The sequence below is a fragment of the Paenibacillus sp. FSL F4-0100 genome (assembly GCF_037993005.1).
Classification (GTDB): Bacteria; Bacillota; Bacilli; order Paenibacillales; family Paenibacillaceae; genus Paenibacillus_AQ.
On the sequence record NZ_CP150303.1, the window covers coordinates 3673107 to 3698771 of the forward strand.

At 47.1% G+C, this 25665-nt stretch carries 25 protein-coding genes; 17 read left to right on the forward strand and 8 right to left on the reverse strand.

Annotation, left to right across the window (positions count from 1 at the left end):
- Positions 1 to 28 precede the first annotated feature (28 nt).
- From MHH48_RS16545 to MHH48_RS16570, 6 genes are all read left to right on the forward strand, one after another.
- On the forward strand, positions 29 to 2248 hold the full coding sequence (locus MHH48_RS16545) for an AAA family ATPase (protein WP_076323367.1): 2220 nt from the start codon (positions 29 to 31) through the stop codon (positions 2246 to 2248).
- Between the two features lie 243 nt (positions 2249 to 2491).
- Positions 2492 to 3646, forward strand: a complete 1155-nt coding sequence (locus tag MHH48_RS16550) for an AI-2E family transporter (RefSeq protein WP_076323368.1) — start codon at positions 2492 to 2494, stop codon at positions 3644 to 3646.
- Between the two features lie 41 nt (positions 3647 to 3687).
- A complete protein-coding gene (locus tag MHH48_RS16555) occupies positions 3688 to 4254 on the forward strand; it encodes an NADAR family protein (RefSeq protein WP_076323369.1) in 567 nt (188 codons plus the stop codon).
- Positions 4255 to 4478: 224 nt separating this feature from the next.
- Positions 4479 to 4964, forward strand: coding sequence for an Rrf2 family transcriptional regulator (locus tag MHH48_RS16560; RefSeq protein ID WP_076323370.1), 486 nt, complete (start codon positions 4479 to 4481; stop codon positions 4962 to 4964).
- The gene (locus MHH48_RS16565) at positions 4948 to 5445 is read left to right on the forward strand and encodes a DUF1835 domain-containing protein (protein ID WP_256720622.1); all 498 of its coding nucleotides are present in this window, start codon (positions 4948 to 4950) and stop codon (positions 5443 to 5445) included. Before MHH48_RS16560 ends, MHH48_RS16565 begins: the two co-directional genes overlap by 17 nt.
- Positions 5357 to 6085: an alpha/beta hydrolase gene (locus MHH48_RS16570; RefSeq protein WP_256720623.1), complete on the forward strand. Its 729-nt coding sequence runs from the start codon at positions 5357 to 5359 to the stop codon at positions 6083 to 6085. Before MHH48_RS16565 ends, MHH48_RS16570 begins: the two co-directional genes overlap by 89 nt.
- A 470-nt stretch (positions 6086 to 6555) precedes the next feature.
- On the opposite strand, the gene MHH48_RS16575 is transcribed toward MHH48_RS16570, so the two are convergent.
- From MHH48_RS16575 to MHH48_RS16590, 4 genes are all read right to left on the reverse strand, one after another.
- Positions 6556 to 7380 carry a DJ-1/PfpI family protein gene (locus tag MHH48_RS16575; RefSeq protein WP_076323372.1) on the reverse strand — a complete coding sequence of 275 codons (825 nt, stop codon included), beginning with the start codon at positions 7378 to 7380 and terminating at the stop codon, positions 6556 to 6558.
- A gap of 2 nt (positions 7381 to 7382) precedes the next feature.
- Positions 7383 to 8015: a DUF2306 domain-containing protein gene (locus MHH48_RS16580; protein ID WP_076323373.1), complete on the reverse strand. Its 633-nt coding sequence runs from the start codon at positions 8013 to 8015 to the stop codon at positions 7383 to 7385.
- 121 nt (positions 8016 to 8136) lie between these two features.
- On the reverse strand, positions 8137 to 9177 hold the full coding sequence (locus MHH48_RS16585; RefSeq protein ID WP_076323374.1) for a DJ-1/PfpI family protein: 1041 nt from the start codon (positions 9175 to 9177) through the stop codon (positions 8137 to 8139).
- A gap of 19 nt (positions 9178 to 9196) precedes the next feature.
- Complete coding sequence (locus tag MHH48_RS16590; RefSeq protein ID WP_076323375.1) at positions 9197 to 9415, reverse strand: hypothetical protein; 219 nt, start codon at positions 9413 to 9415, stop codon at positions 9197 to 9199.
- 206 nt (positions 9416 to 9621) lie between these two features.
- Here MHH48_RS16590 and MHH48_RS16595 point away from each other — a divergent pair, with 206 nt between their 5' ends.
- The 6 genes from MHH48_RS16595 to MHH48_RS16620 all read left to right on the forward strand — a co-directional run bounded on the left by MHH48_RS16595 (position 9622) and on the right by MHH48_RS16620 (position 14309).
- Entirely contained in the window at positions 9622 to 10308 is a 687-nt protein-coding gene (locus MHH48_RS16595; RefSeq protein WP_076323376.1) for a response regulator transcription factor, read from the forward strand.
- Position 10309: 1 nt separating this feature from the next.
- Complete coding sequence (locus MHH48_RS16600) at positions 10310 to 11668, forward strand: HAMP domain-containing sensor histidine kinase (RefSeq protein WP_076323377.1); 1359 nt, start codon at positions 10310 to 10312, stop codon at positions 11666 to 11668.
- Between the two features lie 27 nt (positions 11669 to 11695).
- Positions 11696 to 11881, forward strand: a complete 186-nt coding sequence (locus tag MHH48_RS16605) for a hypothetical protein (RefSeq protein WP_076323378.1) — start codon at positions 11696 to 11698, stop codon at positions 11879 to 11881.
- 124 nt (positions 11882 to 12005) lie between these two features.
- A complete protein-coding gene (locus MHH48_RS16610) occupies positions 12006 to 12272 on the forward strand; it encodes a hypothetical protein (protein WP_076323379.1) in 267 nt (88 codons plus the stop codon).
- Between the two features lie 13 nt (positions 12273 to 12285).
- Complete coding sequence (locus MHH48_RS16615; RefSeq protein WP_076323380.1) at positions 12286 to 13341, forward strand: AraC family transcriptional regulator; 1056 nt, start codon at positions 12286 to 12288, stop codon at positions 13339 to 13341.
- Between the two features lie 173 nt (positions 13342 to 13514).
- Positions 13515 to 14309, forward strand: a complete 795-nt coding sequence (locus tag MHH48_RS16620; RefSeq protein WP_076323381.1) for an SDR family oxidoreductase — start codon at positions 13515 to 13517, stop codon at positions 14307 to 14309.
- A 103-nt stretch (positions 14310 to 14412) separates the two neighbouring features.
- Here MHH48_RS16620 and tatC read toward each other — a convergent pair whose 3' ends face one another.
- From tatC to MHH48_RS16635, 3 genes are read right to left on the reverse strand one after another with little or no spacing between them, the layout of a single operon-like run.
- Entirely contained in the window at positions 14413 to 15156 is a 744-nt protein-coding gene (gene tatC, locus MHH48_RS16625) for a twin-arginine translocase subunit TatC (RefSeq protein WP_076323382.1), read from the reverse strand.
- On the reverse strand, positions 15153 to 15338 hold the full coding sequence (gene tatA, locus MHH48_RS16630) for a twin-arginine translocase TatA/TatE family subunit (RefSeq protein WP_071221680.1): 186 nt from the start codon (positions 15336 to 15338) through the stop codon (positions 15153 to 15155). Before tatA ends, tatC begins: the two co-directional genes overlap by 4 nt.
- A gap of 17 nt (positions 15339 to 15355) precedes the next feature.
- Entirely contained in the window at positions 15356 to 16036 is a 681-nt protein-coding gene (locus MHH48_RS16635) for a hypothetical protein (RefSeq protein WP_076323383.1), read from the reverse strand.
- Between the two features lie 123 nt (positions 16037 to 16159).
- Here MHH48_RS16635 and MHH48_RS16640 point away from each other — a divergent pair, with 123 nt between their 5' ends.
- From MHH48_RS16640 to MHH48_RS16655, 4 genes are all read left to right on the forward strand, one after another.
- Positions 16160 to 16921 (forward strand): gluconate 2-dehydrogenase subunit 3 family protein, encoded by a 762-nt coding sequence (locus tag MHH48_RS16640; RefSeq protein ID WP_076323384.1) that lies wholly within the window; start codon positions 16160 to 16162, stop codon positions 16919 to 16921.
- 30 nt (positions 16922 to 16951) lie between these two features.
- Positions 16952 to 18664, forward strand: a complete 1713-nt coding sequence (locus tag MHH48_RS16645; protein WP_076323385.1) for a GMC family oxidoreductase — start codon at positions 16952 to 16954, stop codon at positions 18662 to 18664.
- 32 nt (positions 18665 to 18696) lie between these two features.
- Positions 18697 to 19074 (forward strand): cytochrome c, encoded by a 378-nt coding sequence (locus MHH48_RS16650; protein ID WP_076323386.1) that lies wholly within the window; start codon positions 18697 to 18699, stop codon positions 19072 to 19074.
- Between the two features lie 124 nt (positions 19075 to 19198).
- Positions 19199 to 19909 carry an alpha/beta hydrolase gene (locus MHH48_RS16655; RefSeq protein ID WP_076323387.1) on the forward strand — a complete coding sequence of 237 codons (711 nt, stop codon included), beginning with the start codon at positions 19199 to 19201 and terminating at the stop codon, positions 19907 to 19909.
- A gap of 146 nt (positions 19910 to 20055) precedes the next feature.
- Here MHH48_RS16655 and MHH48_RS16660 read toward each other — a convergent pair whose 3' ends face one another.
- Positions 20056 to 20901: an AraC family transcriptional regulator gene (locus MHH48_RS16660; protein ID WP_076323388.1), complete on the reverse strand. Its 846-nt coding sequence runs from the start codon at positions 20899 to 20901 to the stop codon at positions 20056 to 20058.
- A 226-nt stretch (positions 20902 to 21127) separates the two neighbouring features.
- On the opposite strand from MHH48_RS16660, the gene MHH48_RS16665 reads away from it, so the two are divergent.
- Positions 21128 to 25582 (forward strand): glycosyl hydrolase family 8, encoded by a 4455-nt coding sequence (locus MHH48_RS16665; protein ID WP_076323389.1) that lies wholly within the window; start codon positions 21128 to 21130, stop codon positions 25580 to 25582.
- Positions 25583 to 25665 lie beyond the last annotated feature (83 nt).

Genomic DNA, 25665 nt, shown 5'->3' on the forward strand with positions numbered 1-25665 from the left:
GTTAACGAGAGTTTGGAGGTGAGCGGTCATGAAAGACCAGAATGACTTTGCATCTAACGTGCTGTCTCCTGAGAGAGTATTAACTGAGGAGGAACAGAGTCTTGTCTGGAAAAAACCATTAACGCATAAAGTAAGCGAGGAAGAACGCCGAATCACGAGTGAGATCAAGCGTAATTGGCATCGCGGCGAGATGAAGATCGCCAATATTCTATTGGAGGGAGATGCCGGCTCCGGAAAAACACAGCTCGCCAAGGCGTTATCCGCAAACTTCAGGCTACCCTATACCAAAGTAACTTGTTTTGCCGATATGGATAAATCGGATATTCTGGGAGCCATTTTGCCGGTTATTTCATCGGATCGAATGAAGCAGTTGGAATTTGCGGACCAAGCGGCCTTGAGAGCATTATACGAAAGCGACGGCTTTCGAAGCTCAACGGAGATTTTAATGGAGGCGCTGGGGATTCCACAAGAGATGGCTTCCGCGAAGATGAAGCAATTATTGAAGCTGGCCGCGAATAACGCTCAGGATGGAGCTGTAGAGTATCGATTTTACGCTTCCGAGATCGTCAGAGCTTTTCAAAAGGGCTATCTGCTGGAAATACAGGAACCGAATGTGATTCGGGATGCTGGCGTATTGATGGCATTGAATTCCGCATTGGAGCCGAGCGGCAGCCTTAATCTCCCAACGGAGATCGTGCACCGGCATCCGGATTTCATAGCGGTGATCACGGCAAACCGCAGTTATGCGGGATCGAGACCGCTTAACGAGGCATTGCGTGACCGGGTTCAGCACACGGAGAAGATGGACCTGCCGACCCAAGAGATCATGATGGAGCGGGCAATGGCCAAAACCGGTTATCGGAACGATGAAATGCTGGACGTGCTGGCAAGCGTCATTATTCTATTGGATAAAACAGCACGGGCTAATGCCATTAAAGGTGTGGCTGGCATGCGTTCCTATTTCTATTGGGTGGATGCCGTTGCTCAAGGTGCTTCTGCGAGGGAATCCCTTTATCATAAAGTAATCTACAAGATAACAACCGATTCGGAAGAGATCAAACTGCTGGAAGATGCGCTGGAAGGCGAAGGCTTAATGGATATGTTAGAGGAAGTTCCGCTTGAAATGAATAATAAACGAAATGCAGAGGCAGTGGAGATCACGACCTGGGACAGCGATATCGAGCTGGATTCCATTCCTGATGGGCAAGCTGGGGAAGAAGGTATCCGGTTAAAAAAGTCCGCTGAAAGCGAAGGTAGCACATCCATTCCTTCGGATGAATCAACGGATATGGAGAGTGCGGATTCGGGTGAAGACGGATCACCGCAATATCACCAGGCCAATCCCGAACCCATGACGGAAGAGGAGAAACAGAAGGAGCGGAACTTCCGCAAAAAGCTGAATCAAGTTTCCAGATCCATCGTGTCCGATTCGATTCATCAGTCTGTTAAGCTGATCGTTCACCGTCCTGAATATGACCCGATCCAGCAGGAGGAATATTGGAGTCTGAGTAAGGGGCTTATGCCCATCGTGCGGGAAATCGCCAGACAGACGCTGCCGCTATTGGAGCATGAGATCACCGCGGAATATGCCAAAAACCATTACTATGGTTCTAAATTTCAGGCTGACAGCGTGGCCTATCGCGATTTCAAGTATTTTGCCAAGAAGCGTCCTCCGACGGAATCCCCTGGTCTTGTGGTCGGTTTGAGGGTGGATGAATCCGCATCGATGGCTGCTTTCGGAAGATTGGAGGCGGCCAAGCGGGCGGTCATTGCGGTCTATGAATTCTGTCAAATTTGCCATATTCCTGTTTTAATTTACGGCGATACTGCGGATGTTTCCCGTTTGGAACAAATGTCAATCTTCGCATATGCCGATTACGATCAACCGGATGTTCGCGATCGGTTCAGGTTGATGGGGATCCGTGCCAGAAGTAATAATCGGGATGGGTTGGCTTTAAGAATTATGGCGGAACGGTTAGCAGCTTCACCGAAGCAAACCAAGCTGTTGATCAGCATCAGCGACGGGCAGCCGAAAGCCTTGGAAGACTATACAGGAAATCTGGCTATTCAGGACATGCAGCAGACGCTATCTGAATACGAAAGAAAAGGAGTCAAATTTCTGGCGGCAGCCATCGGTCAAGACAAGGATGTCATTAGTCAGATCTATGGTGTCGAGAGGTTTTTGGATATTACCAACCTGAATGAGCTGCCAGCAAAATTGGTGCGCATTATTTCTCGGTACTTGTAATATATCAACACTGAACAGCTTCAGCCTGCGTGTCTTTATGACATGCGGGCTTGTTCTATTAATATTCGTGAATACCTGAACATATCTTCTAGTTCGTACTTGGTAAACTGGACATGTGCCCCGTTCAAACATTATAGTTAAAAGAATGAGGATGGCGTCATTTTGGCGGATTTTTTTCGGTGTTGTGAATCAATGCTCAGCTTTAAATCTTGAATATGTATACATAAGTAAGGGAGGACATGTATGGAGCAACCCCGTATTTGGCCGGATCGGTTCAAGCGCTTTTTCCTGAACAATAAGTTTGTGCTTTTTTTGCTTGTTCTGTTGCTGGTTGGACTCAACGTGTTGGTTATAAGCAAGATTTCGTTTGTGCTGCATCCGCTCGCCGTGTTAGTCAAGACAATCGTTTTGCCGATCATTTTATCAGGAATTCTCTATTATTTGCTGAACCCCCTGGTGGATTTCATGGAGAAAAGGAAAATCAAGCGCGGATGGTCCATCCTGATCCTATATCTGGTTATTGCCGGTATTCTAACGATTGTGGTGCTCGCGGTCATTCCGGTGCTGCGTAACCAGATTATGGGACTGATTGACAATTTCCCGACATATAGCGAGAAGGTTAGACAGCAGTTTGAAGATCTAACGGGCAGCGAGTTGTATAATCAGATCCAAGAAACCATGAACATTAATTCCCAAGAATGGTGGACAACCGTCACGCAGAAAGCAACGGAAATTCTGAACCATACGTGGAGCAGAGTGGGCGGGTTCCTAGGTGCTTTTACGGAGATTGTGTTGTCGATCGTGACCGTACCTTTTGTGCTGTTTTATATGCTGAAAGATGGCAAAAAGCTCCCTCAGAAAATATTGTCTTTCCTGCCGACGAAGAGTCGTTCCGGAATTTTGCATGTACTTCAGGATATCAATCATCAGATCAGTTCCTTTATCCGCGGGCAGATTATTGTGAGCTTCTGTATTGGGATTCTGCTCTATATCGGTTATATGATCATCGGTCTGGATTACGCGTTGATTCTGGCGATTATTGCATCGTTCACCAGCGTGGTGCCCTATCTGGGACCCGCAATTGCGATCACGCCAGCGCTGATTGTGGCTCTGGTCACTTCTCCGGTCATGCTGCTGAAGATGGTTGCGGTATGGACGATCGTGCAATTAATCGAAGGGAAATTCATCTCACCGCAAATCATGGGCAAAACGCTTAAGATTCACCCCATTACGATTATCTTCGTCATACTGACGGCCGGTAATCTGTTCGGTGTGGTTGGCATTCTGTTAGCTGTTCCTGGCTATGCGGTACTCAAGGTTTGCGTGTCCCATATTTTCGAATGGTTCAAGGACACATCGGGCATGTACGATCCTCCGAATAGCAACACGCTGAAATAGTCTTTTGGACTGTCTCATCAATAGAATCAGGAGGTGTTCACTTGATATACAACATCCAAGATTTACAAAAGGCCTATTTGGCCGGGGGAAAGCGAAAGTTTCTGTTCTTCTGGGGTCATACGCCTCCAGCCGACGGCAGCGTTAGTAACAGCTGCTTCAGTCAGTGGTGGAAATGCACCTTCCTGATAGATGGCGTATCTTATAACTGTACTGAGCAATACATGATGGCAGAAAAAGCACGGTTGTTCGGCGATCATAAGATGCTGGAAGCGATTATGAAGGCTAAACATCCCAAAGAGATGAAAGCGTTCGGTCGTGCTGTCCAATCCTTTGATAACGAGGTTTGGCAGCACCATTGCTATGACATTGTGAAGCGCGGAAATTTGGCTAAGTTCGAGCAGAATCAGGAATTAAGGTTGTATATAAGCACAACGAAAAATCGGATTTTGGTTGAAGCCAGTCCTGTAGATCGGATATGGGGAATCGGCTTGGCGAAGGACGATCCGAACGCTGACAATCCCATGAAATGGCGCGGAAAGAATCTGCTTGGTTTTGCGCTGACAGAAGTTCGTGATCAATTACAAGAACAAGGAAGTCATACTGACTGATTCATGAAGGATGTAATCTTTGAAGGCTATAATATAATTTGCTTGCGGAGTCGCCATTTCGGCGGCTTTTTTAAAAAATAAAAAAGGTAGGTTCTTCACAAAGCAATAGTAGGTAAATTCAACCATGCTTCATCCTGAAACGTGGATTCATTGCAAAAAAGAATCCGAATTAATATAATGGATATCACAGGTCCATGTGATTCGAATTAAAGGAGGAAACCGTCATACAGTTTTCCAAAAGCGTTGATTACGCTCTGCACGCCTTAATCCATTTGGCTCATTCGGAGCGTGACCAGAACATCGGAATCAAGGAGTTATCTGCGACGCTGGGCGTTTCGGAAAGCTATTTATCCAAAATCATGTCCAAGCTGAGACAGGATGGAATTGTGCGAGCAGTGCCGGGAGTGAACGGAGGCTACGAGCTGGCCAAGCAGGCCGAGCAGATTACATTCCTTGAAGTGATACAGGTGATCGAAGGAAGGCAGCAGCTCTTTGAATGCTCAAATATGAATTCGCGGCAGCACCGTTTGCTGACCGAAGAGAAGGCTGCCGAGATGCACAAGGATAATCCCCGTGAGTGCGTATGCCTGGTCAAACAGGTGATGGACGGCGCCGAACGGCAATTGTATCAATATTTGGAGGAGCAAACGATCCAGTCGGTATTGGAGGCTTCATCGAAGCGTGGCAGCTGTGATGAAAACAAGAAGTGATGATCTGTTGGAAAAGCATATAGAAACCGTTGACAACCAGCGGCTGCAGGAAGAGGAGCTTCAAACTCACGTCCATATTGTGTTCAGCCTCTCTGCAGCCGGCTCATTAAAAGTTGTGCTCAGTCAACTTGGTAAACGTGAGGAATCTCGGGTAGTCGCATTTAATGATTGGTTTTCAGTCGGTCCCATCACGGAATTGAGGGTTATCACATGTTTAAGAAGTCGCCATTGGCGGCTTTTTTTGTTTTTGATTTTGTTTCATTACGATTTTCTATTGACCGGACGTTCAGTCTTAAATTATATTAGAATCATAATCTGGATAATCATTCATTGGAGAGAGGAGTTTTCAAATGGATTTAGCTTATCAAACTCAAGGCATTGGGACACCTGTTGTGTTGGTACACAGTCCAGGTGTAGACTCAAGAGAATGGAGGTATATTGCCCCGCATTTAGCTCGGAGCCATCAAGTCATCACGTATGATGGTCGGGGAACGGGAAAATCTCCAGCGCCGCAAAAACCAACCAGCTTGGTTGAAGACCTGCGAGCATTGCTTGATCATCTGGAAATTGACAGCGCTTCGCTTGTCGGTCATTCCATGGGAGGGCAGGCAGTTACGGATTTTGCCTTGACTTACCCTTCCAGGGTTGACCATTTAGTATTAATCGCACCATCGCTAACCGGATTCGAGCACTCTCAGCCATTCATCGATTGGATGGCCCAAGTAAATGCATGCGCACCAGATGTTAACCGTCTGGTTGAACAATCGTTGAGCGGCCCGAATTATCGTGTGACGATGTCCAGCGCTGAAGGGGATTTTTTGCGCGAGATGCACACGCTGTATATGACAAGAGTGTTTAGTGAGTGGAAGAGCTTTGAGGTTGTATGGCCGATGCCGCCAGCCATCGAGCGGTTGGAGGAGCTTGTTGCAAGGACGCTGTTTATTCAGGGAACGGTCGAATGGGAGGATATGCAGCGAATTGCGGAACAGTTCAAGCGTGTTCAAGACATCCGTTTCGAAGTAATTGAGGGGGCTGACCATATGGTTACGCTGACACATGCAGAAGAACTTGCTGGTTTGATTCTTACATTTTTAGAAGGTACCTTATCTTCAAAAGGGTAAAGGTATTCAGCGTGGTAATGATAAGTATCAGCATGTGTTCGCGATAGGAACAAGATGGATTTATGCAATGTGGGGGAAATCACAATGAATGAGCAGTTGCTTGCACGTAAGCTGGAACTTGTAAAAGCTGAAATAGGAGAAGTGACTTAACCAACCATTGAATTCATCAACACGGGATACGAGAAAGATGTTGTCATCTTAGACAAAACAAACGTGATCTCTTTCTATCGCGATGGTTGAAACTCTCCAGAATAATCCTCGCAAGCCGGATTTTCATAAAGGGTATAGCCGATTTTTCGTTAGAGAAAAACATACACGCAAAAAGCCGCATAATTGCGGCTTTTTTGATGAATTCATGCAATTTCTTTAAGCGAGTAAATGAAACGACATGTATTCATTGTGACTAGATTTCTCTAATAAACGGCAGGTGGGGCCGATGAGGTTCCAAGCTTCCCGAATGCCTCGAGTCCTTATTTTTCAGCTTTAGTCCCCGGTACAGCCGGTTGTATTTTTTTAGGCGTTTCCTGGCTCGTCTCAAAGCTAAGCGGCGTGATGCCTTTTGCTTGCCACACTGTGCCTCTACGCTCGTATTCGAATAACTTCTCAATGGCATTCGCAATCTGTGGCCCGACTTCACGCTCAACCAAATACAAGGCCACATCAAGTCCGGAAGTAACACCTCCGCCAGTCACTAAGCGAGGACTATCTTCCACGATTCTTGCATCAACTGGAATTGCACCGAGAGCTCCTAGTGCACCCATGCCTATCTGATTGGTGACAGCGTATTTATCCTTCAATAAACCATCCATAGCCAGCAGCAATGAACCTCCACACACGGTAGTCACCGTAACTTCCTTATTATTCATAGCTTGTTTCACCATACTGGTTAAGCCCGTATCCTTAGCCTGCCTTAATATGTTGGGGATTGCATCTGCGGTATTCCCCGCTGGCTTACCCGAAGCTCCAGGAACTACAATAATCCCGGGACGATTAGGGTCTAATACGGCTTGTGCTTCAAGCGTGGGTCCATCCAGCCCGCTCGGAACCGAACGCTTACCTTCTGCAGATACCAATTCTACCGTAACTTTTCCTCCAGTGTACATACCAGCTGCAGCAAATACTTCATAAGGCGCTAATGCGTCCAGCAGATCAAATCCATCGAATAATACAATTTGTACATGCACGCTTTTGTCTTTGGATGGATCCTGATTCTTTTTTGTTTCCGCGCTTGCTGCGGGGGATAACAGACTTAGAACGAGCGTAAACGACATGAGTAAGCTAAGTATTCTTTTCATTCTTATACCAATTCCTTTCGATTCGTTCTGATGATAATTTCAGGAATAACTAGCAGCAGCGCAATTGAGCCGTAAACGCCGATGGTGTAGCTGGTAGCGTAAACATACCCGAATCCCTGATGAAAAAGGGAAGTAATGAGATGAATCAACATGTTCGTGAAGCAAAAGGCATAACTACGAATCATCCAATTTCGATGACAGATGATCCGTTTCCTCTTGATTTGGACGAGCGCCGTAATGGTGATAAACAGCCAGATCATATTCAGCAGATTGAATCCCATACTGCTTAATTTTCCGCCAGTGGCATAGGGGGCCATATATCCGGAAGTCAGCACAACTAGCAGTACGGATACGATATATACATAGCCGTTTATGCGATGGAGTCGGCGGCTTCTTTCAAATATTCGATTCGAAAAGTTCACCAGTCCCGATGCCATGGCCATACATGCGAATGCAACATGAACGTACATAACATTTAGCCAAACCGGGAGATTGAGCTCGCGCTTCAGCCCGGTCTTATGACTTAAAAACCCCGAAGCAGCGGGATCGATCCAATAGTTTTTCACCAAGGCGTGTAGTATAAATAGAATGCTGATACAGGCCAGCAATAGATATAACGATTTTCGTTTCTTCATCCGCTCGCAACTCCCGAAACTCTAGATTTGATACACACCATTCCTGGTAAAGAAAAACTCGATCGACATACATCCTTGGAAGCCATTATCGCGTGTATGCCGCGGTTTTTCTTTTTTACGATCAGGAAACCCGATTTCCTGTTAATTTGGATGCAGGCAGAAGGCCAGCTTTGGCTATACCGACCATGTGATCTCCATCGACGACAACTTCAAATTTGAGATTCAAGCGCATGGGTTTCGTGATTCGTAGTGACCAGGCCAGCTTGTTATCCTGAAGCACGGGGTTCATAAACTCGATGGTTTCATCCCCCTGCGTTGCCGTGCCCTGGATCATATCGTTCCTTGTCAATATGGAGAGCTTGACCTCCATCTTCCCGACGGGCGTAGCGATAGTGGTCTCCCAATCCCCGTCGAAGACCGATGCCTGTATGCTTTTGCTATGCTGGGAGCTGGGGGTGGGTGTCATCGCTGTTTTGTTTATCACAGTGTTTGGTTCGTCGCTCGTCAATGATTTATTAACGTTAGGCGTTATCCCTGTATCCCTCCAAACCGTTCCTCTTCGTTCATATTCGAATAACTGCTCGACCGCGTGAGCGATACGAGGCCCAAGTTCACGTTCGACCAGATATAGCGCTACATCGAGTCCTGAAGTTACACCGCCGCCGGTGACCAGATTACCGTCGTCCACGACGCGAGCCGAGACGGGAACTGCTCCAGTTGCACCAAGTAAGTCCATGCCCAGGTGGTTCGTTACCGCCGGCCTGCCTTCCAGGAGGCCTCCCATGGCAAGAATCAGGGAACCGCCACAGACCGTAGCGACTGTAATGTCTTTGTGCTGAAGAGCCTGCTTGATCATACCGGTCAATTCCGTACTCATGGCTCGGCCCAAAATAGCCGGAATCGAATCGGGCCCATCACCTTCGACGTCCCCGGACGCGCCCGGAACGAGAATGATGCCCGCACGTTCCGGGTCCAGTCTGTCACTTGCTTCAATCTTCAACCCGTTGATGCCACTAGGCACGGATCTTGATCCTTCTGCGGTGACCAATCCTACGCTTAACGCGTTTCCAGCATTCATGGCTGCGGCGCAAAAGACCTCGTAAGGCGCTATCGCATCCAGAAGGTCGAAGCCATCAAACAACACGATTTGAACCTTTAGCATCAATAAATCCTCCTAGTTTTTATTTAGTCAGTAGATCTTTCAACATGCGATATTCCTTCTCATCAATTTCACCTTTGGCCATTCGGTTCTTCAGAATCATAGCGATGTCATCCTTTTGATGATCGCTTTTGTAACGATGACGAATCGCGTATACTCGAACCGCCAGGAAAGAGAACAGCGTGAGACAAAACAAAGCACCGAAAGGAAAGAACGAGAAGGCGCTATTTTCCAAACCCATATGTAAAACTCCTTTATAGATGACTGCGCGGGAAGATCACCCGAAATATTGGCTGTCTGTGTGCGCAAATAGAAGCATAACAAACGAATATCTCAAACGAAGATGTAGAAAGGTCACAAAAGTATAAACAAATCATCACAATACATAAGCTCGCGTTAGTTCTAGCTAAAAAAATGATAAACTAGGAAAGCAAAGGTGGGATAAACATGAGTGTTTTCAAGACGATACTGGTTGTAGACGATGACCAAAGCATCGTTGAGTTATTAAGAGATTTTCTAGAGAATGACAACTTTCAAGTGAAAACTGCTTGCGATACCGCTCAAGCGTGGGACATATTTAAGCAGAACTCCATTCATTGTATTGTTCTGGACATTATGATGCCGGGACAAAACGGATTTGAGTTTTGCCGCCGGATTCGCGGGGAGAGCCATGTTCCGATCCTGTTCTTGAGTGCTCGCAGCGATGATGTGGATAAGATTCGAGGCCTGACTCTCGGAGGCGATGATTATATTGTTAAAACCGCTTCACCTGGTGAAATCGTTGCCAGAGTGAAAGCGGTATTGCGGCGTTCCGCTTCCCCGCAGCAAATGGATAGCAGAGTCTTGGATTACGGGCGAATCAAGTTAAATCTGTCCACAAGAGAAGTACTAGTGGATGGAAATAACGTCGTGCTCACACCCAGGGAATATGAGTTGCTGCGATTATTTGCCGAACACCCGAGACATGTTTTCTCCTATGAACAATTACTAGCGAAATTTTGGGATGGGGTGGGCGACAGGCACACGATTCGGGTCCATCTCAGCCGACTTCGTGAGAAAATCGAAGCTGATCCGAACCAACCGATATTCCTGGTCAACGTATGGGGAGTAGGGTATCGCTTTGAGGGAGGGTAACATGAGGTCACTCCGCATTCGTACGTTTACTATGCTCTGCTTCGTCTTTATTCTCACTTTGCCGTGGATCTTCTTTGTTGCTGCTCACTTTATGGAGACGAAGACGCTCAGCTTCGAAAAAGGTCGGCTGCAAAATGAGACGCTGCAGCGAAATATATCGGAAATGACTCAGCGAATTGAATCGGGCACAGACCAATGGACGGATTCCGACTGGCAAAACCAATTGTATTCAGCTTTGCGCGAAGCGAAGATGGATGTTCTCATTCAATCCGCAGCAGATCAGGATATTTATCGTTCCAATCCAGATCGACGAGACACTAAGTTATCAACCGAGCGATTCTCCGTCATCAAGGACGGCCAGCTGCTGGGAAGGGTTATTCTGTATCTGCCTCAGTCCAATCAATTTCAAGTGATGTCGGCTTTTGTCGGGCTGCTGCTTGCGATCTTTGTTGTTGGAATGGAAATGCGGCGATTCGTTCTTAAACCACTTGAGAAGATGGGAATCGCAGCTAGACAAATTGCAACAGGAGATTGGGATGTTCGGTTACCCATGTCGAGGATCACCGAAATCGCTGAAGTCCGCGACGGTTTCAATGTTATGGTCAAGGGGCTTGAGCAATCCTATCGAAAACAGGCCGAATTGGAGGAGGAACGCCGATTCGTCATTGCGGCAGTTGCGCATGATTTGCGGACACCTTTGTTCGCTTTGCGGGGCTATTTGGATGGTCTGGAGCAAGGGATCGCTCAATCTCCGGAAAAAATGGCCCAATATGTGGCGGTTTGCAAGGATAAATCGGCACAATTGGATCGGTTGGTAGAGGATCTGTTCACCTTTACAAAAATGGAGTATGTGGAGTCGGAACTGAACACTAAAACGGTTGATTTTAACCAGGTAATCCGGAATTCGATGGACAGTCTGAGTCCGCTGGCTCGGCAAAAAGGCATCTCGATCTCATTCCGTGTAACAGATGGCTGCATCATCAATGGAGATATGCATTTATTGGAGCGAGCCATGAACAATCTTCTGGATAATGCCGTCAGACACACACCTACAGATGGTGACATCGAAGTCCTGTGCAACAAAGATGGCAATAAGGTTATGTTTGCGATACGCGATACCGGGTCGGGCTTCTCTCTGGAAGAACTTGAGCGTGTATTTGAACCGCTGTATCGCGGGGAAGCCTCCAGAAGCCGCTCTACGGGAGGAAGCGGATTAGGCTTAACCATTTCACAAAGAATTGTTAGGCAGCACGGAGGCGAGCTTGCCGCAAGCAATCATCCGGAAGGGGGAGCGCTGCTGGAAGGATGGTTACCTGCAGCAGCTTCAGAGCAGATGGATTCGGAAAGCCACGAAAAATGATGGGAATCACTGACCGGTTTCACAACCGTGATTCCGGAACTGCTCCCAGGTCAGAGCGCCTCTTGGGGCAGGCAGACGATTGTACTGCAATATGTTGTTCCTGAAGATGCCGAGGAAGGCATTGTCATCAGTCGGGTTATCGCATTTTCAGATAATGGCCAAAGGCTGGAAGTGGCGACACCATTAAGAATTACTGGCGAGGATGAAGAATAAGGACGTATCTCAATAAAAAGCGTAGAACCTCGGTTCTGCGCTTTTTTTAATTGATGTTGATTTCATCTCCACTTGATCTTGATGTCACCCTTGTACACACGTTTAAGGAAGGGGGAGAAAACGGATGAAAAAGGGTGCAACGATCATACCGCTTATATTGTCAGCAATATTCATTATTTTGCTGTATAATAATCTTTCGAATGAAGGTTCAGCAAGCTATCGTATGGCGGATATAACCAGTTCGAATGATCGCTCGCTTGGCAAACAAACACAGCACGATCCAGAATCGACCTGTATAGTATTTATCGATCCTGCAGATTTATTTATATCCATTCACGTCCATCCTGGACGGAATCAAGGATTAACTAACATTACAATAAACAGTATATAAAGGAGCCCTATAAATGAAGCATTATGCATCTGGCCGTATTAAAATCCCGCCGGGATTTTGGGAAGGATTACATCAATTAGGGATTGCCGCTCATGACATAGCACGCAAAGCACAATTACCGCTCACCATCATAACGGAATCTATAGTCACCACCGCCCAATATTTCGCGATCTGGAAGGCTTATTCCGATCTCATTGGTGACACGGCCCAAGCCATCATCAAGCTTGCGACCGTTTTTGAAACGGCGCAGTACCCACCGACCGTCTTAGCGCCTTACCACGCTCGTGACTACCGCGATGCTCTAAACCGAATGGCTCGGTACAAACAACTATGTCCACCCGAAGGCTTGCTGATTACCGAGGAAGGCGAGTACTGTACCATCGAGCTGGAATGGCTGAATCTAGGTGAACAGCCCGGTCCTCCGCTGCTTGTGGGGATCACACTAGCATGTCTTTTGGAGCTTGGACGCCGGGGCACAGGTCAACCTTTGACCGCACACTTGGTTGAATTTTCGCAGCCTATGGGCGATGTCCAAGCTCTTGAAGCTTATTTTGGATGTCGTATCCGGATGGGTGCTACGCGTAACCGGTTGACGCTCTATCGAAGAGATCTGGACCGCACTTTTATCTCGTATAACGAAGAATTGCTGGAGATCCTAACTCCCGCTCTGGACCGTTCGCTTGATGAACTACAGAGTAACCAATCCATTACCGACCTGGTTAAGTGGATTATGAAACGCAGTCTTACAGGAGGGCGACCTGACATTCAGTCTGTGGCGAAGGAGTTCAATATGAGTGATCGTACGTTACAGCGCAGGTTAACGGAAGAAAATACGAGCTTCAAGCAATTGTTGATGCAAGCTAGACACGAGCAGGCCATTGAGTACTTGGCAGACCCCTCGCTCGATCTCAAAGAAGTTGCTTTTTTGATTGGATATGAAGATCAGAACTCGTTCTACCGTGCCTTCCGTCTTTGGGAAGGAGATACTCCATCAAATTGGCGTACTGAGCATCTCAGTACCCATTCGCCATCAGAACAACGGCAGGGAATGCTGACCATGAATTCATAGCGTTCTCAACTAAACGGTTTCTATAGAGAGGTTGCAGGTTACTTCAGTGTGTTGCTTTAGTATTATCAATTGGCGTGTTATACAAGTACTTTGGCGCTATGTGCTAGTTACTCAACATTCCTGACAAAGTAATATAATCACTATCCGGATCACAAAGGAGAAATGATTATATTATGGATATGGGATTAAACAATAAAACGGCTCTAGTTACCGGTTCAACAAAAGGCATAGGTAAGGCCATTGCTATTGAACTTGCAAGAGAAGGTGTTCATGTACTCATTAATGGACGAAATCATGAAGAGGTCGAGCAAACCGTGAATGACATCAAGTCCCAATTCCCGGCGACGTCTCCTCAAAATGCTACAGCCGATATCGTGGATGCAAAGCAAAGAGAAGCTTTGTTTGAAAAATATCCCCATGTGGATATTTTAGTTAACAACATGGGTATTTATGAAATTATGCAGTATGAGGATGTTGATGATGAGGTATGGGAGAAATATTTCCGTACGAATGTGCTTGCAGCTAATGGATTAACTAAATTTTACTTGCCACATATGTTGAAACGTGATGATGGGCGCATTATTTTTATAGCCAGCGAAGAAGCCGTAATGCCTTCAGGACAAATGCCTCAATACTGCATGACAAAATCAATGCTCTTATCCTTGTCTAAGAGCTTGTCCAAATTAACCAGGGGAACGGAAGTAACCGTTAATACGATTATGCCAGGACCAACCCTCTCAGAGAATGTGCACCAAATCATAGAAGGAATGTACCCTGATAAAAATATGACTTTTTCTGAAAAAGAGAAGGAATTTATGGTTACGAACCTACCTCAATCCGAAATACAGCGATTTATCAAGCCTATCGAAATAGGTAGACTGGCTGCATTCCTGTGCAGTCCTTACGCATCCGCATTTAAAGGTTCTCCAATCCGTATGGATGGCGGAATGGTGCCTACGATTTTCTAAGGTTATTAGAATATTCTTACTCATATTAAAAGCTTGGGATCTAAAAGAGATCTCCAAGCTTTTTTAGTATCTATTCGCAATGTCCCTGATTCAAACCGGGTTTTTATTCGCTTATCAATTCCAGCTTGGTCAGCCTTTTGTGGTATACAATGCGAGACAGTCCAACGCTAATTTCATATAGAAGCAACAGGGGCACAATGACGAGAATGTCCGACACGATATCCGGCGGTGTAATGGTAACAGCTGCTATCGTCAGCAGCAAGTAGGCGATTTTCCGCATTTTAGCTAAGCGGAGCGGATTCAGGATGCCAATCGAGGTCAAGAACATGATAACGACGGGCATTTCGAACAGCACACCGAACGGTACGGTCATATGCACCATAAAACGGAAGTATCTCTCAGCTGTATAAGCTGTTATGAAATGATGCGACAGCGAATCCAGAAAGGACAGGACCATGGGGTAAATGACAAAGTAACCAAAAGCCAACCCCAATAAAAAAAGGGCTCCGATCGCGGGGATATACGCCAGAGAAGCACGCCGCTCAATGGTGCTTAAGCCGGGTACGACGAAACGCCATACCTGAAATCCGGCAACAGGCATCGTCACCGCCAGAGCTATAACGCCTGCAATCATGAAGTATACCCAAATCACGTCCGTTGGTCCCAATACTTGAAGCTGACCCTCCACGTCTCGAGTCAACATTTCATATAGGGGTTCAACATACAGAAAAGCGGCACAAAGGGCTACCAAAAAGGTGCCCAATGTGATGAGAATCCGCTTGCGGAGCTCTGTTAAGTGCTCCAATATATGCTGCTCCTGTTCTTGTGCCTGCTCGTGCTTGGTCATTTCAATTTATCTCCATCATGGATATCTTCGCTCGAAACCAGTTCACGCGTTGAGTTTTTGAACTCGCTCAGTGTACGACCGAAGGCACGGCCCAGTTCAGGCAGCTTCGAAGGACCGAAAATAATTAAGGCGATCAACAGAATGAGGATCAGCCCTGTCACACCGATATTTCCTAGAGGCATATGATCAACTCCTTTACCTATTTTTTATCCGATGTCATTTGCAGCAGCTTTGTAATATCTCTGGCGATCGACTCGTCGCGCGGCGCACCATGCAGCTTCGAGGCAATTCGGTCGATCAGCTCAGGAGCTTGCGGATTCGTTACCGTTAGAATTTGCACTTCTTCGTTAAACATGCTTTTCACTTGCTCTTTGGCTTGCGACATATTATCGTTGTCCGCAGACTTGGCCCCGATCACACCTTCGTTTGGTTCACCTTTACCCGACATTCCTTGCGTCTGACTTAAAACCTTTTGCTGCATGTTGTCATATTGGTTAGAAGAAACGCGTGATTCTGCACGTGCCAGAATAATCGTGTCATTCAGGACAAAGGCTTTGACTCCTTCAATGCCTGAACTTGCGAGTCTTGACTGGACATGGGAAGAGACACCGCCTTCATGCAGGCTTGAAGAGCCGATCATGCTGTACACGGACATGCCCATACCGCTTGTGGTTTTCCCGTGGACATTGGTCGTTTCGGTCTTGGGCCCATGATAGCTTGGGATCACATCGGTACTGTGCAAGTGTACGGCATCCGCATTACGCTGTTCCATGGATTGCGCATTTTGTTGATTGTCGTTTTGATTTAAGCAGGCTGTTAAAGAAAGAAGCAGTGCTGAGCCCAATATTGGACCTCTCCACTTGCTCCACAATTGATTCATGAGCATTCGCCTCCATATCATTAGTGTTTTTATCATGCCCGGATGGAGAATAATGTATGAATGAAATTTTGATGGGGACAATACCCATTATTCCAAATGATAAAGAGTAGGGGTGCTGAGAGTTTGAGCGAACAAGACGAACAACAAACCAAACCATCGAAGTCTGGCAGCTCACAGACGATGTCACGGCGAAAGTTTCTGAGAAACTCCGGGTATGCCGTGGGAGGTGTCGTGCTGGGCGGGGTACTCGGTTATCTGCTGCCGAAGCGGGCAACTCAGCCTGCAGTGCCAGCTCCTGAGACGAATGAAAACAACTACAATCAAGCATTAATGTTCTTCAACCAGGAACAATACCGGATCACGGAAGCAGCCGTAGAGCGTATATTTCCTGCGGATGACAATGGTCCTGGCGCCAAAGAACTTGGCGCTGCATTCTTCATCGACCACCAGTTGGCCGGTGATTGGGGTTTTAATGCAAGAGACTACATGCAGCCGCCTTTTTATGTTGGAGAGAAAACGCAAGGTTATCAGGGACGATTAAGAAGACGAGAGATTTTCTACATTGGGCTGCGCGAAATTCAGAACTACAGCCAAAAAAATTATCAGAAAGATTTCCCGAGCCTGTCGCCAGAGGAACAGGATGCCGTGTTAACAGCCTTTCAGAACGATGAGGTCAAATTGACAACGATCTCAGCCAGCGGGTTCTTCAACCTGCTCCGCAGCAGCACATTAGAAGGTGTTTACAGTGATCCGCTATATGGTGGCAATAAAAATATGCAGGGCTGGGCGATGCGGCAATATCCGGGTAACCAAATGGCTTACACGAATATTATCGAGAAGAATTTTACCGTCATCCCGCCTAAGAGTCTAAAAGATCACCTATAACGGCTCACGATTAGCGAGAGGAGTATAGATATGGCTAAAAAATTACCTAAAACGGATGTTGTCATCATTGGCGTCGGCTGGGCTGGCGGCATTATCGCTTCGGAACTGACCAAGAACGGTTTATCCGTTGTCGGATTGGAGCGAGGTAAAGAAAGAGTGACGGAAGACTATTACATGGCTCACGATGAGCTCCGTTATGCGCTTCGGTACGATTTAATGCAGGACCTCTCCAAAGAAACGATTACATTTCGAAGCACTGAAAAAATACGTGCGCTTCCAATGAGGCAATATGGCTCGTTCTTGTTAGGCGAGGGATTGGGAGGAGCCGGGGTGCACTGGAATGGGCAAACATTCCGTTTCTTGCCTTACGATTTTAAAATTCGGAGCATGACGGAAGAACGATATGGGAAAGATAAAATACCGCCGGAAATGATGATCCAGGACTGGGGTATAACCTATGATCAGCTTGAGCCGTTCTTTGATAAGTTTGAGAAGACGACCGGCATCTCCGGCGAGGAAAATCCCTTGGCAGGGAAACGTTCGAATCCTTACCCGACACCGCCTATGCTTCACACGCCATCCATGAAGATGTTCACAGAAGCGGCGAAAAAACTGAAGCTCAATCCCTATACGGTGCCTTCAGCCAATCTGTCGGAAAGCTATACGAATCCGGATGGCATTGCCCGTGCAGGTTGTCAGTATTGTGGGTATTGCGAGCGGTTTGGGTGTGAATACGGGGCGAAAGCGGATCCGGTCGTTACCGTGATTCCTGTTGCCAAAAAAACCGGAAAGTTCGAAATCCGGACCCATTCCTATGTAAGACGAATCCTGCATACGGGAGGTAAGGCAACGGGTGTCATGTACACGGATCTAACGACGGGAGAGGAAATCGAACAGCCAGCGGATATCGTCGTTTCAACGGGGTATGTATTTAATAATACTCGTTTGATGCTTCTCTCTAAGATCGGTAAACCGTACGACTCGTCCAGCGGAACAGGTGTGATTGGCAAAAACTATGCTTATCAGGTCATCAAGGGGACCGCCGCCGGATTTTTTGAGGATCAATTCAATCTGTTTGCCGGAGCGGGAAGCTTAGGAATGGGCTTGGACGATTATAACGGCGACAATTTTGATCACTCGGATCTGAAGTTCATACATGGGGGGAACATCGCCCATACGGTAACAGGACAAAGACCCATTCAGAACAATCCTGTTCCGGAGGATACACCGCGTTGGGGAAAAGAGTTTAAGGCGAATTCCTTGAAGTATGCAAACAGCGTGCTGTCCGTGGGCTCCCAAGGATCTTCTATGCCTTATCGGCATCACTACCTAGACTTGGATCCCACTTACAAGGATGCATACGGAGATCCGTTGATTCGAATCACGTTCGATTTCGAAGAGCAGGACCGTCAGTTGGCGAGGTATCTTTCTGATCGCTGCGCGGAGATCCTGCAGGAGATGGGGGCCCAGAATATTATGAAGTTGAAGGAACTGGGACCTTACGAAATAACGACATACCAATCGACTCATAATACCGGTGGGGTTATTATGGGTGAGAATCCTGGCAATTCAGCCATCAACAACTACATGCAAATGTGGGATATGGAAAATTTGTTTGTCGTGGGTGCATCCGCTTTCCCGCATAATAGCGGCTATAATCCGACAGGTACGGTCGGGGCTCTTGCGTATCGCGCAGCGGACGGAATCCTCGAATACAGCAAAAAGGGCGGGTTGCTCGTATAACTTGCATTTTACAAAAGGAGGTAGTTTCAAACATGTTCAAAAAAGGGTTGCTGTTTGTCATGCTTTTGTCAGCTTTTGCTTTTGGTGTGGTGGCATGCGGAGGTAAAAACACATCAGAGCCTGCCCCAGCAGAAAACGGCGGACAAGCTCCACAGGAAGGTACAACCGGCGGGGATGCGACGAATGCAGAAGCAACCTCGCTCTACAATGCAAACTGCATGGCTTGCCACGCGACGGACTTAAGCGGAGGTGGGAATTTTCCAAACCTGCAAAATGTAGGGTCCAAATACGATGCCAGCCAAATCTCAGCCATCATCACGAATGGCCGAAATGGAATGCCGGCATTCCAAGGCAAGCTCTCCGCTGACGAAATTAATGTGTTATCTGAATGGTTGTCCGCCAAAAAGTAAGGTGAATAGAATATGAAATAATGAGGACCCTCATGCTACAATGCAGATATCGCATTGTTATCATGGGGGTTCTTCATATGTACGGAAGATTGGGAACACTTTTTAAGAGGGGGATTGTGAAGTCATGACAGAGACGTTCGTATCCTCCTATAGCACTTGTTCGATAAAGTGCCAAACGGTGGTTTTCTTTTTTGCCGGTGTCCTGACCTATCGAAATAATTTTGAAGACGCTGCAAGCGAGATTGCTCTTAGATATCCAAATGCCAAAATTGTAGTGATCTTTCCGTATGGGATGGCAAACGGCATAGCGGGTTCCTCGTTAATCCATCTGCTAGCCCGGCAGCTTACTCAAGTTGGCTATGACTTGGTTCGCGAGCAGTCTCGCCGGGTAGTGAACGCAGGGCAGATCATCCGCGAGCATGCAGCAGATACGGATCAGCTGATCCTGATCGGGCACAGCGCTGGAGGCGTGGTCGCCTATAAGGCAGGGCTTCATTTGGAGGAGAAGTACGACTTTCGGGGTATCCATGTATTTGCTGTGGGGTGTCCAAAGTTTTATTTAAAGGACATTCCTTACAATGAACGGTTTACATATATTACGGGCCAGAATCCGGACAGGATCACTAGAATTGGCAGTTGGCGCAAGCCGGGTTCCAGGGTGTACCGGGGAAGTCCGGGGCGCGAGATTCAAGTGGATTTTAATCCGGACCATCAGGGATGGCGGTTTCATGCTTCTTATTTTCTGAAATCGGTATGGATGGATTCAAACGAAGCGTTCCATACCAATTCAGTAGATCTGGTTTCCAAAATCCACGAGTTGTACCCTGGAAACTGAATACTACATAATAAATATTATGTAAACTAAATGTGCGTTTGCTTGTGTCATGTCCTGTCATACCATGTGGATTGTCAAGTGGTGAGGCAGGAAGAGTTATAGGGCGAAGAGCCGAATTCCCTTAAAGGAATTCGGCTCTTTGTTGTTTACGGCCGTATATCCGCCTGATGATTTTTACGGAATTTCAGGGGAGAGAGACCGATTATGCTTTTAAAAGTGCGGCCGAAATGGGTGGAATTGTCGAAGCCGACGCTTTCGGCGATTTCGGAAACTTGTAAATGGGATTCTTTCAACAAATGACACGCTTGCTTGATCCGTACGTGATTCACATACTCGATCAGAGTAAACCCTGTTGATTCCTTGAAGGTTCGACTAAGATGGGAGGGACTTACATGGAATCGGCTGGTGAGTTCCTCTAATGTCAGACGCTGTTCGTAGTGGTGATTGATAAAGTGGGCAATATGGGAAATACGCTGATGAACCTGGTTGGTTGAGGCATTTATGTATTGACGACCACTGTTTAGAATACGGTGGATGAACACCAAAAGCTCGGACAACAGGATTTTGAGATAAAAATTCGAATCCGGAAATCCGTTGACCGATTCGGCGGCCATCTTCGCAAAAATCCCTTCGACATACCCTTGCTCCTGACCCTTTAACCGGATGGAGCCGGAACCTGTTTGGAAAGGGGAGAGAGGATGAAATGACGAATCCTCGGTCAACAACCCACCTAAGAAATCTTCTTGGAAGAGCAGGGTCACCCTTTCAAATGGCGCACCGTTAGGATTGATCAGACGATGTCCGTCATTCTTACGAATGAGCAGCATGGAACCGCCCACAAGCTGAAACGGCTGACTTCCAATACAATAATGCAGCTCGCCAGAGACAATATACAGAATTTCATAAGCGTCGTGATAGTGGAATGAAGGAATACTCGATCGGGATTTGCTCTCTCGACTGATATAAAAGGGATCGGAGCAAAAAAAGTTGATGTCAAATCACCTCTCACGAAAATCCAGCTATGTCATGATGTCCTCATTGTACCCGAAGCCGATTGAATTGTTAATCAAAATAACAGCAATATATGTTGAAAAGGGCCATTTTTAAATAAGATTCCGCGAGAATCCTGAGAAAACATCGGATATATTCAAGAAGGCGGGATTCATATCGAATCCTCAAGCCAAACCGTTCATGTTGAACGGGAAAGGGGTGCAAAGCATGCGAATCAAGATGAAAAGAGGAAGGAATCCGCAAAAAATGTTCTTATTGTTTTTAGCATTATTGTTGATCCCCTGGACATTGCCGGCAAATTCATATGCCGACTCCGTGACGGGTAAGCCCGAGCTAGCCTCCGATGGGTCGGGGAAAGCGGCCGAGGCCTTAATCGCCGAATGGGTCTTCAAGAACAAGGGAGAAGGAGGCATCCATCCTGCAACCGGAGGGCTCAACAAGTCTTCCTCCATCCTGCAACAGGTCGGAGGATATTTTGAATACTACGACAGTAAAGCCCAAGATATTAGCTACCAGGGCTGGGATAACGGCCAGGGCAAGAAATATTGGTTGGCCATGGTTTCTACCTCAGCCTACAAGAATATCAAATTATCTTCGGAGCAAAGCTCTTCGGGTTCCGCTCCTAACGATTTCAAAGTACAGGTAAGTACCGACCGAACGGTATGGACAGACGTCCCGGGAGGCACGGTTCAGATGAATATCGTTTCAAGTTACAATTGTCCGAATCAATCCTGCATACTTAATAACGTCTCCCTGCCGAATGCAGACGATAAGCAAATGCTGTATATTCGATGGGTGGTTAACTCCAATAAGCCAACCAACCCTAAAGATAATCCGAAAGGCATTGGATCGGGAGGTTCCAGTAAAATCCGGAACATTCGCGTAACCGGAGAACCGATTTCCGGAACAACGCCTGAACAGCCTACCATCGACGTATCCTATGTACCGGAGCAAGGTGCGGAAAAGGTTGCCGTGACCACGCCGATTGAGGTTAAGTTTAATAAACCGATCACGGTAACGGCCAAACAGGACATCACGGTTCGGGATGGCCAGAATCAGCCTGTTCCAAGCCTTGCCGTCGAAGTTATAAACCAAACGACCTTGCGCATGGGGCATGGCGGATTAGGTCAAGGGAAAAGCTACAGGGTTACCATTCCCCAAACCGCGGTCCAAGGAAAAGACGGCTCTCCCTTGATTCGAAATATCGAGTGGAGCTTTACGACTGTAGGAGCAGTCTCTCAGCCGAAACTCATTAACATGACCTTGAACGGCGATCCTAAAACAAGCATGGCTTTCGCTTGGTACACGGATACCTCGGCCGGAACGAAAGTCCAGGTAGCCGAATCAACGGGAACCGGTAACGTGTTTCCGAAAGAGGGAGTTCTTGAATTCACCGGATCTTCCGAGGAAATTTCGACTTATATGACCAAGGGTGACAGAACGACGGGTAAGAAGAAAAAGTTTTTCAGCCATAAAGCAAGCGCGAATGGATTAAAGCCGGGAACCGATTATATATTCCGGGTAGGCGACGGTTCGATATGGAGCTCCGTTGGATCGTTTAAAACCGATACAGCGACACCGCAGCCATATCGCTTTATCGTGGGAGCCGACTCTCAGGCCTCGAGCAAATCGGGCTTTGAACCATGGGCAGATACCTTCAAGAAAGCCTACGAACATATTGGTAACCCCAAATTTCTGATCAATGCCGGCGATCTGGTTGATAATGGCGACCTGGAAGAGCAGTGGCAGTGGATGCTCGGGCTCGCGCAGGAGCATCTGATGAAAGTGCCATTTGTACCCGTACTGGGCGGACACGAAGTATCGGATTGGGACGGGGATGCCACAACGCCGAATAATAACTTTTACAACCATTTCAATCTGCCACGGAAAGTGGTGGATGCGACACATGATGGCTCGGTCTATTCTTTTGAATACGGCGACGCGCTTTACATGGTGTACAACTCGCAGTTTGACGGCAAGCTGAACGAAGACGGCTCCGTCGACTGGGATGATGATCAGCACGAACAGTTTTGGAACCAGATTGATTGGATGCGGAACACGGTTGCGAAGACCGACAAGAAGTGGAAATTCGTGACGTTTCACAAAGCGCCTTATGCAGCTGGCGATAATTCCGCGCAATGGGAAGGAGATCGCGTTAAATTTTACAGGAAAAATCTGATTCCGGTTTTTGACGAGCTTGGCATCGATATGGTGTTTGAGGCTCACGATCATATGTATATGCGTTCCTTCCAAATGTACGGGGACAAGGTCATCGATCCGAAAAAACTGGAAAAAGACGAAGCAGGCAACGTCGTCAATCCTCAAGGAACGGTGTATCTGATGTCCAATGCATTTGGAAACAAATTCTATTACAAAAACGAACCGTATGACGACTACTTCGCAGCGATTAATAACCAGCCAAAGAAAAAAATGTTTACGGATGTGTCGGTTGCAGATCAAATTCTGAAATTCGATGCCTATACGGCCGCTGTTGAAGATGAAGGGAAGAGTGGATACGGGAAAAATGGGCTGAAGGTGTACGATCATTACGGTATTAAACGAACAGACACCAAACCGGATCCGGTGGAGGGAGCACAGGTTAAACTCCAAGGTACCAAAGCTACGTTAACCTGGAAGGCGCCGTCCTCAAGTAAAGAGCAGGTAAGAGGATTCCGTATTTACGAAAAGGATGACAAGATCAGCAAGCATTGGAGCCTCTATGTACCAGTGAAGTCGGGAACGTCGCAGTACAGCGTTGTTATCGACAAATTGAATCCGGATATCCAATATAATCTGGTGATCAAGTCTGTTGGCAGAAGAGACAATTCCAGCCCAGTCACGGTAAGCACTTCGAATCAGACCGAGGGGAATGAGCCCCCATCCGCTTTGGATGGTTTGGCGGGCAAAGGCGTGTCTCCTTTCCAAATTGACCTGACCTGGAGAGCGCCATCCGGCAAGGCGCCGGATCGTTATCATGTTTACCGCAACGATAGTCACGTTGGAACAACCAAAGAAATAACATATACCGATACCGGGCTGACGCCTGACACGGAATATCGGTACAAGGTGACGGCCGTTACCGCGGGAGGAGTCGAATCGCTGCCGTCTGAAGAAATCCGCTTGAAAACGATGTCTTCTTCACAAGGCACCGGGCCTTACAAGCCGTTTCCGCAGCATACGGCCTACACCTCCGGCTCGATCAAGCCAAATCATATGCAACAAGCGCAACTGGATGCAACCGTTGCCCGGCTGTATGATGAGTGGAAGCAGAAATACTTGAAAAAGAAGCCGTATCTTCAATCTACGGAGCAGGATCAGTACTACGTCTGGTATGCCGACGGGGACTGGTTCCAAGAAGAGTTTGACAAGGAGCTTAATGTCAAGTATCAAGCGATGACCGTTTCGGAAGCGCACGGATACGGGATGCTGATCACCGCACATATGGCGGGCCATGATCCTAAAGCTAAGGCTTATTTTGACGGACTATATCGATATTTCAGAGCTCATCCGAGTAAGATCAACCCGGACCTTATGGCTTGGAAGCAGGGCGATACAGGTCAGGCCGTCGTGGATGTCAGCGGCGTGGATTCGGCCACGGACGGTGATATGGATATCGCATACGCGTTGCTCCTTGCGGATCGCCAGTGGGGAAGCGATGGTGAGATCAATTACTTGGCCGAAGCCAAAAAAGTAATTGACGCGATCATGAAGAGTGATGTTAATCATGCTGAGTGGACATTGAAGCTTGCAGATTGGGTAAGCGACGACGATGCTAAATATGGCAGTGCTACGCGTCCTTCCGATTTTATGCTTCAGCATTTGAAAGACTTCAAAAACGCGAGCGGAGACGCCAATTGGGACCGCGTCATTGACAAAACCTATTCCATCAGTGAGGGATTATACAAAAAGTACAGTCCGAATGCGGGGCTGCTGCCTGACTTTGTGGTGAAGAAAAACGGCAGCTATGCTCCGGCAGATTCAACATTCCTGGAGTCTGAAACGGACGGGGATTATAGTTATAACTCTTCGCGTATTCCTTGGCGGATCGGTACGGACGCTCTCATGACAGGGGAAACTCGTGCCAAGGAGCAGCTAAATAAAATGACGTCTTGGATTCGCCAAGTGACCGGGGATGATCCAAGCAAAATATATGGTGGTTACAAGCTGGATGGATCAAAAGCACTCGTGGATTATACGGATACTTCATTTTCTGCGCCGATGATGGTCAGCGCCATGATAAATCCGGCGAATCAGGAGTGGCTCAACCGATTATGGGACCACAATGCCTCCATCTCCACGAACGATGACGTGTACTTTGGGAATACGCTGCGTCTCCTAAGCATGATCGTCGTTTCGGGTAACTGGTGGTCACCGACCATCGCGGATACCGAAGCGCCGATGCAGCCAACCATCGAAGAAGCGGTAGCCGTATCCGATTCATCGGTGGAACTGAAGTGGACTCCTTCATTCGATAATGCGGGCATTGCAGAGTATAAGGTTTATCGGAATAATACCGTCATTGGAACGTCGAATACGACGGATTATAAGGATAGCGGCTTGACGCCGAATACAATGTATCAATATTTTATCGTTGCGTACGATACTTCCGGTAACATGTCCAAAATCAGCAATGTCAGAATCGTCTCAACTTGGAAGCAATAAATGTAATGCGATGATGATCAAACTATGAAGTACTGTCCGTCACTGAAGCAGTGATGGTATGAGCTAGCCATAATCATAACGAA